Annotated in this window: 5 protein-coding genes and 1 pseudogene; 2 read left to right on the top strand and 4 right to left on the bottom strand. The window is 74.6% G+C overall.

Going from position 1 to position 5,872, the window contains the following annotated elements; genetic code table 11:
* A partial coding sequence (locus EBH09_RS31490; protein ID WP_238697495.1) for a DUF885 domain-containing protein occupies positions 1 to 1,361 on the top strand: 1,361 nt, incomplete at its 5' end.
* 7 nt (positions 1,362 to 1,368) lie between these two features.
* On the opposite strand, the pseudogene EBH09_RS31485 reads toward EBH09_RS31490, so the two are convergent.
* The 3 genes and pseudogenes from EBH09_RS31485 to EBH09_RS31475 all read right to left on the bottom strand — a co-directional run bounded on the left by EBH09_RS31485 (position 1,369) and on the right by EBH09_RS31475 (position 3,320).
* A pseudogene (locus tag EBH09_RS31485) lies at positions 1,369 to 2,252 on the bottom strand (SDR family oxidoreductase).
* A 54-nt stretch (positions 2,253 to 2,306) separates the two neighbouring features.
* Complete coding sequence (locus tag EBH09_RS31480) at positions 2,307 to 2,825, bottom strand: immunity 21 family protein (RefSeq protein ID WP_121750252.1); 519 nt, start codon at positions 2,823 to 2,825, stop codon at positions 2,307 to 2,309.
* A 21-nt stretch (positions 2,826 to 2,846) separates the two neighbouring features.
* Positions 2,847 to 3,320, bottom strand: a complete 474-nt coding sequence (locus EBH09_RS31475; protein ID WP_121750251.1) for a rhodanese-like domain-containing protein — start codon at positions 3,318 to 3,320, stop codon at positions 2,847 to 2,849.
* Positions 3,321 to 3,444: 124 nt separating this feature from the next.
* On the opposite strand from EBH09_RS31475, the gene EBH09_RS31470 reads away from it, so the two are divergent.
* Positions 3,445 to 3,891: an Lrp/AsnC family transcriptional regulator gene (locus EBH09_RS31470; RefSeq protein ID WP_121750250.1), complete on the top strand. Its 447-nt coding sequence runs from the start codon at positions 3,445 to 3,447 to the stop codon at positions 3,889 to 3,891.
* Between the two features lie 15 nt (positions 3,892 to 3,906).
* Here EBH09_RS31470 and EBH09_RS31465 read toward each other — a convergent pair.
* Positions 3,907 to 5,872: SbcC/MukB-like Walker B domain-containing protein (locus EBH09_RS31465; RefSeq protein WP_121750249.1), on the bottom strand; the 1,966-nt coding region annotated here is incomplete at its 5' end.

The following is a 5,872-nucleotide window of genomic DNA, read 5'->3' as shown; positions in this document are numbered from 1 at the left end:
CGCATTCGGTGCGCGAGGTCTTCACGGTGACGCCGACGCAGACGGACGAGGACTGGGCGCGGATCGCCGAGCGGCTGCGCGCGGTACCGGTGGCGTTCGCGGGTTACCGCGAGTCCCTGGCCCTGGGTCTGGAGCGCAAGCTGTACGCGTCTCCGCGCCCGACCGCCACCTTCGTCGAGCAGCTCGGTGAGTGGGCGGACACGGGTGAGGGCCGTGGCTGGTTCGAGGACTTCGCGTCCGCGGGCCCCGACGCGCTGCGCGCCGAGCTGGACGATGCGGCCCGGGGCGCGACCGCCGCCGTGGTGGAGCTGCGGGACTGGATGCGCGACGTCTACGCGCCGGCGATCGAGGGCGCCCCGGACACGGTGGGCCGCGAGCGCTATGCCCGCTGGTCGCGCTACTACAACGGAACCGACCTCGACCTGGACGAGGCGTACGCGTACGGCTGGGCCGAGTACCACCGGCTGCTCGCCGAGATGAAGCAGGAGGCGGAGAAGATCCTGCCGGGTGCCGCGACGCCGTGGGTGGCGCTGGCGCATCTGGACGAGCACGGTACGCACGTCGAGGGCGTCGACGAGGTCCGCGACTGGCTGCAGGGCCTGATGGACCAGGCGATCGAGGCGCTGGACGGCACCCACTTCGAACTCGCCGAGCGGGTGCGGAAGGTGGAGTCGCGGATCGCCCCGCCCGGCAGCGCGGCGGCCCCCTACTACACGCCGCCGTCGGAGGACTTCTCGCGCCCCGGCCGGACCTGGCTGCCGACCATGGGCCTGACCCGGTTCCCGGTCTACGACCTGGTTTCCACCTGGTACCACGAGGGCGTTCCCGGTCACCACCTCCAGCTCGCCCAGTGGGCGCACGTGGCCGAGGACCTCTCCCGCTACCAGGCCTCGGTCGGCATGGTCAGCGCCAACGCCGAGGGCTGGGCGCTGTACGCGGAACGGCTGATGGACGAGCTGGGCTTCCTCACGGACGCGGAGCAGCGGCTCGGTTACCTGGACGCGCAGATGATGCGGGCCGCCCGGGTCATCGTGGACATCGGCATGCACCTGGAGCTGGTGATCCCGGCGGACTCCCCCTTCCACCCGGGCGAGCGCTGGACGCCGGAGCTGGCGCAGGAGTTCTTCGGCGCGCACAGCAGCCGTCCGGCGGACTTCGTGGAGAGCGAGCTGACCCGGTACCTGACGATCCCGGGCCAGGCGATCGGCTACAAGCTCGGTGAGCGGGCGTGGCTGCTGGGCCGGGAGAAGGCCCGCGAGCGGCACGGTGACGCCTTCGACGCCAAGGCCTGGCACATGGCGGCCCTCTCCCAGGGTTCGCTGGGCCTGGACGACCTGGTGGACGAGCTGTCCCGGCTCTGACATCGGCTCATCTGCGAAAGCCGCCCTCGGAGTCGACGACCTGGCCGGTGACCCTTCCCCAGCTCTCAACTACGTTCGAGCCGGGGAGACCCCTATCGCCTCGTCCGTGGCCAGCCACGCGACGAGGCGGGCCGGGTCGTCGGGCATGCCCCACCGCCCGGCGGGGAAGAGCGCGGCGATGGCCTCGTAGTCCTCGCCGGTCATGTAGTCGGTGTCCACGGGCCCGGGGTTGACCGCGTTGACGGTGACCGCGTGTTCGGCGAGGGCTGTCGACAGGGAGCGCGTGATGGAGGCGAGTGCGCCCTTCTGCAGGGCGTAGGCGATCTCGCCGGGCATGCCGCCGGCGATGTCCTGGCCGGAGGTCATCATCACGACGCGCCCACCGGGCCTGCGGGACGGCAGGGCGGCGCGCAGCCGGGCGTAGGCCTGGACGAGCAGCAGTACCGAGCGGGTGTCGACCTGCCAGTGCGCGTCGAGCATGGCGGCGTCGATGGTGTCGAGGGTGCCGTCGCTGCCGCTGAGAGCGTGGTTGGCGACCAGGATGTCCAGCCGTCCGCCGAGCGCCTCGGCGGCGGTGGCGACCAGTTCGCCGGGCGCGGCGGGATCGGTGAGGTCGCCGGGGCCGGCCGTCACGGTGGCGTCCGGGTCGCCGAGCGCCGCGCGCACGGAGGCGACCACGTCCTCGGGCCGGTCGGCGCCCCAGGGCATGGCGGCGTCGTGCGGGACGTGATGGTGCAGGTGGACGCTCGCTCCGTACGCGGCGAGCCGCCGGGCCACCGCGTGGCCGATGCCGCCGCGCCGGCTGGCTCCGGTGACGAGCGCGGTCCGGCCGCGCAGGGGCAGGGGGTCACGGCGGAGGTCTTCGGGGGCGGGGTGCGGAAGTCGTGGCATGGGCACCCATCATGGCTGGGCCGCCGCGACGACGCAGCCCGATGTCCGCGGTGGCTAACGGTCCGCGAGCCGCCGCAGTTGTACGACGTTCAGCCAGGTCTCCGGCCCGGGACGCACCTCGGCTGCGCGCACCGCGTACCGGCCGGGGGCCAGGGCGACCCGCACATGGTCGGCACGGTCGCAGGCGGCGCCCGGCCAGGCCGCGTCGAAGAGGAGCACGGGGCCGGGCACCTGCCAGGACACCTCGGGCTCCCACTCGGCCGCGTCGAGGGCGGCGGGGACGCCGGCCAGCACCTCGTCCTCGGAGTCCGCGGCGCACCAGCGGACGAAGGTGCCGTGGTCGGGCAGATAGGCGGTGGAGGCGGGTTCGTCGCCGAGCACCAGGGCCGCGCAGTCGCCGACCGGGAGGAGTCCGACGTAGCCGTCGATCTCGCAGGCCCGGTCGTAGTCGGAGTCCGTCTCCTCGCCGTCGGCGCCGGTCCAGAACGGCAGGACCGTCTCCGGGACCGCGACCAGCGGTCCGCCGCCCGACTCCACCCACTCCACCGCGCCCGGCTCCACGTATCGCACCATGCCGCAGAACCTACACGCCGCTCAGCAGCCGCAGTCGCCCGCGTCCACCGGGGCGGTCAGGGGGTCGGCGGATCGGCGCTCGGGGCCCTGCCAGGTCTCGTGCGCGAAGCCCTCGCGCACCCAGTACTCGAAGCCGCCGAGCATCTCCTTGACCCGGTAGCCGAGTTCGGCGAGGGCGTGGGCGGCGCGGGTCGCACCGTTGCAGCCGGGGCCCCAGCAGTACGTCACCACCGGCACCGCCGGGTCGAGGAGCCGGCCGGCCTGCTCGGGCATGAGAGCGGTGGGCAGGTGGACGGCGCCGGGGATGTGGCCCTGGTCCCAGGACTCGGTGGAACGGCAGTCCACGAGGACGAACCCCGGGTCGCCGTCGGCCGCGAGCGCGGCGGCGACGTCGGAGACGTCGGCGTGGAAGGCGAGGCTCGCCCGGAAGTACGCGGCGGCCTCGGCGGGCGGCGCGGGGGCGGCGCGCAGGACGGGGTTGACGGTGGTGTTCATGGGCGCGGCCTCTCCTCGGTGGGATCTCCTGGCCAGAAATCTAGGGTCAGCGGGCACCTCCCCAGAAGGCAGAACTCCTGGTCAGTCTCTTGTCGGGCCGGGGATTCCCTGCTATTCATGCCGGATGACCGAGTATTCCCCGGACGCCACCGACTGGCTCATCCTCGGCGCCCTCCAGCGCAACGGGCGGGCCAGCTTCGCCGAGTTGGCCCGTGCGGTCTCGATGTCCGCGAGCGCGGTGACCGAGCGGGTGCGCCGGCTGGAGGAGGCGGGGGTCATCCGGGGATACGCGGCGGTCGTCGACCCCGAACGGCTGGGGCTGCCGATCCTCGCCTTCGTTCGGTTGCGCTACCCGGTCGCCAACTACAAGCCGTTCCACGATCTGGTCGCGGTCACTCCCGAGATCCTGGAGGCGCACCACGTCACGGGGGACGACTGCTTCGTCATCAAGGTCGCGGCCCGGTCGATGCGGCACCTGGAGGAGGTGTCGGGCCGGATCAGCGCGCTGGGCTCGGTCACCACGAGCGTCGTCTACTCCTCACCGCTCCCCCGCCGGCCGCTGGGCCGCTGAGGCCCCCGCGAGCGCTCAGCCGGTACCACGCTGCCGCAGCACCGACCCCGACCGACCCTTCACGACCTCCAGTTGGGCGTGTATCCGCCGCCGCAGGTCGGCGACATGGCTGACGATGCCGACGCTGCGGTCCCGCTCGCGCAGCGAGTCGAGGACGTCCAGGACCTCGTCGAGGGTCTGGTCGTCCAAACTGCCGAAGCCCTCGTCGATGAAGAGGGTGTCCAGGCGGACGCCGCCCGCCTCGTCCGTGACGACGTCGGCGAGGCCGAGCGCGAGGGCGAGCGAGGCGAAGAACGTCTCACCGCCGGACAGCGTGGCCGTGTCCCGCTCGCGGCCGGTCCATGCGTCGACGACGTGCAGGCCGAGGCCGCTGCGGCCGCGCCCGGTGCGGTCGTCGGAGTGGACGAGGGTGTAGCGGCCGGAGGACATGCGCTGGAGCCGCGCGGTCGCCGCGGCGGCGACCTGTTCGAGGCGCGCCGCCAGCACGTAGGACTCCAGGCGCATCCGGCGTTCGTTGTCCGCGGAGGTGCCCGCCGCGAGGGTGGCCAGGCGGGCGACTCGGCCGTGTTCCTCACGCAGCGGGGCGAGCCGGCGCACGGAGGTCGCTGCGTGGGCGGACAGCCGGTCCAGTTCGGCGCAGCGGCGGGCGGCGGCGTCGCGGGCCGAGGAGGCGTCGCGCAGGCGCCGGCCCGCGTCGGCGGCGGTGTGTTCCGCCGCGGCGAGGTCGGCGGGCGGCTGCTGGGCCGCGGCGGCGGTGTCGGCCTCGGTGAGGACCGCGCGGACGGCTGCCTCCTCCGAGTCCCAGGCGTCGAGGCGACGTTGCAGCTCACGGTGGGCGGCGTCGTCGAGGAGCGCGGCGGCCGCCTCCCGGGGGGTGTCGAAGCCGGCCCGGAAGGCGGCGTCGGCGAGGCGGGCGTCGGCGTCCTTGAGCCGCTGGGCCGTGTCCTCGGCGACGCGGGCGGTGTCGGCGGCCTCCGTCAGCCGCACGGCCCGGCGCTCCAGTTGCGCGGCCCGCGCGGCGACGCTGTCGGCGTTGCCGCGGGCCCGCGTCAGCTCCTCCTCCAGCGCGGTCCGTTCGCTCTCCAGCCGCTCCCGGTTACCGGCCCGGGACGCGGCCCGGACGGCGGCCTGCTGCCGGGCGGCGATCCGCTGCTCGCGCTCGTGCTCCGCCTGGCGCAGCACCTCCTGCGCGGTGTGCAGCCCGGAGGCGCTCGCCCGCGCCCGCGCGTACCGCCGCTCCAGTTCCTCGGCCTCTTCTGCCAGGCGGGCGGTGGAGGCGTCCCCGGCCTCCGCGGTGGCGGCGGCGAGGGCTTCCCGTACGGTGCCCAGCCGCCGTTCGGCGTCCGCGCGGCGCTCGTCGGCGACCTGGTAGGCGGCGAGGGCGCGCTCCTCCGCCTCGCGGTCGACGTGCCCCGCGATCCTGCGTGCCGGGGCTGGGTGTTCGGTGGCGCCGCACACGGCGCACGGCGCGCCTTCGGTGAGCCCTTCGGCGAGTTCGGCGGCGATGCCGTTGAGCCGCTGCTCCTTGAGTTCCAGCCAGTGGGCGCGGGCCTCGACGGCGTGTTCGGCCGAGGCGAGGGCGTGCCGCTGGGCCTCTTCCGTGTCGGTGGCGTACTGGTCCCGTTGCCGGGCCGCGTTCAGCCGCCGCTGTGCGGGGTCGCGCTGTACGGCGAGCTGTTCGGCGCGGGTCGCCGCTTCCTGTGCGGAGTCGACGTCGGCCCGCAGTCCGGTGCGCGTGGCCTCCCAGTCGGCCAGCCAGGCCTCGGCCTCGTGCAGGACGTCCTCGTCGGCGCGCTCCTGCCGGTCGTGCCGGGCCCGCTCCTCGACCAGTTCGCCGAGGCGCTGTTCGGCCCGGCGGGCGGAGTCCAGCCCGCCCAGTTCCTCGGCGGCCCGGCGGGCGGCGGCTGCGAGTCCCGCGGCACCGGCGTCCGCGAGGTCCTGGGGCAGCAGGGCACGCGCGCGCTCCTCCGCGGCCGCGGCC

Source organism: Streptomyces sp. E2N166, assembly GCF_003671715.1.
Classification (GTDB): Bacteria; Actinomycetota; Actinomycetes; order Streptomycetales; family Streptomycetaceae; genus Streptomyces; species Streptomyces thinghirensis.
Note: the sequence above shows the minus strand (reverse complement) of the source record. Positions and strands in the feature narration are given on the sequence as shown.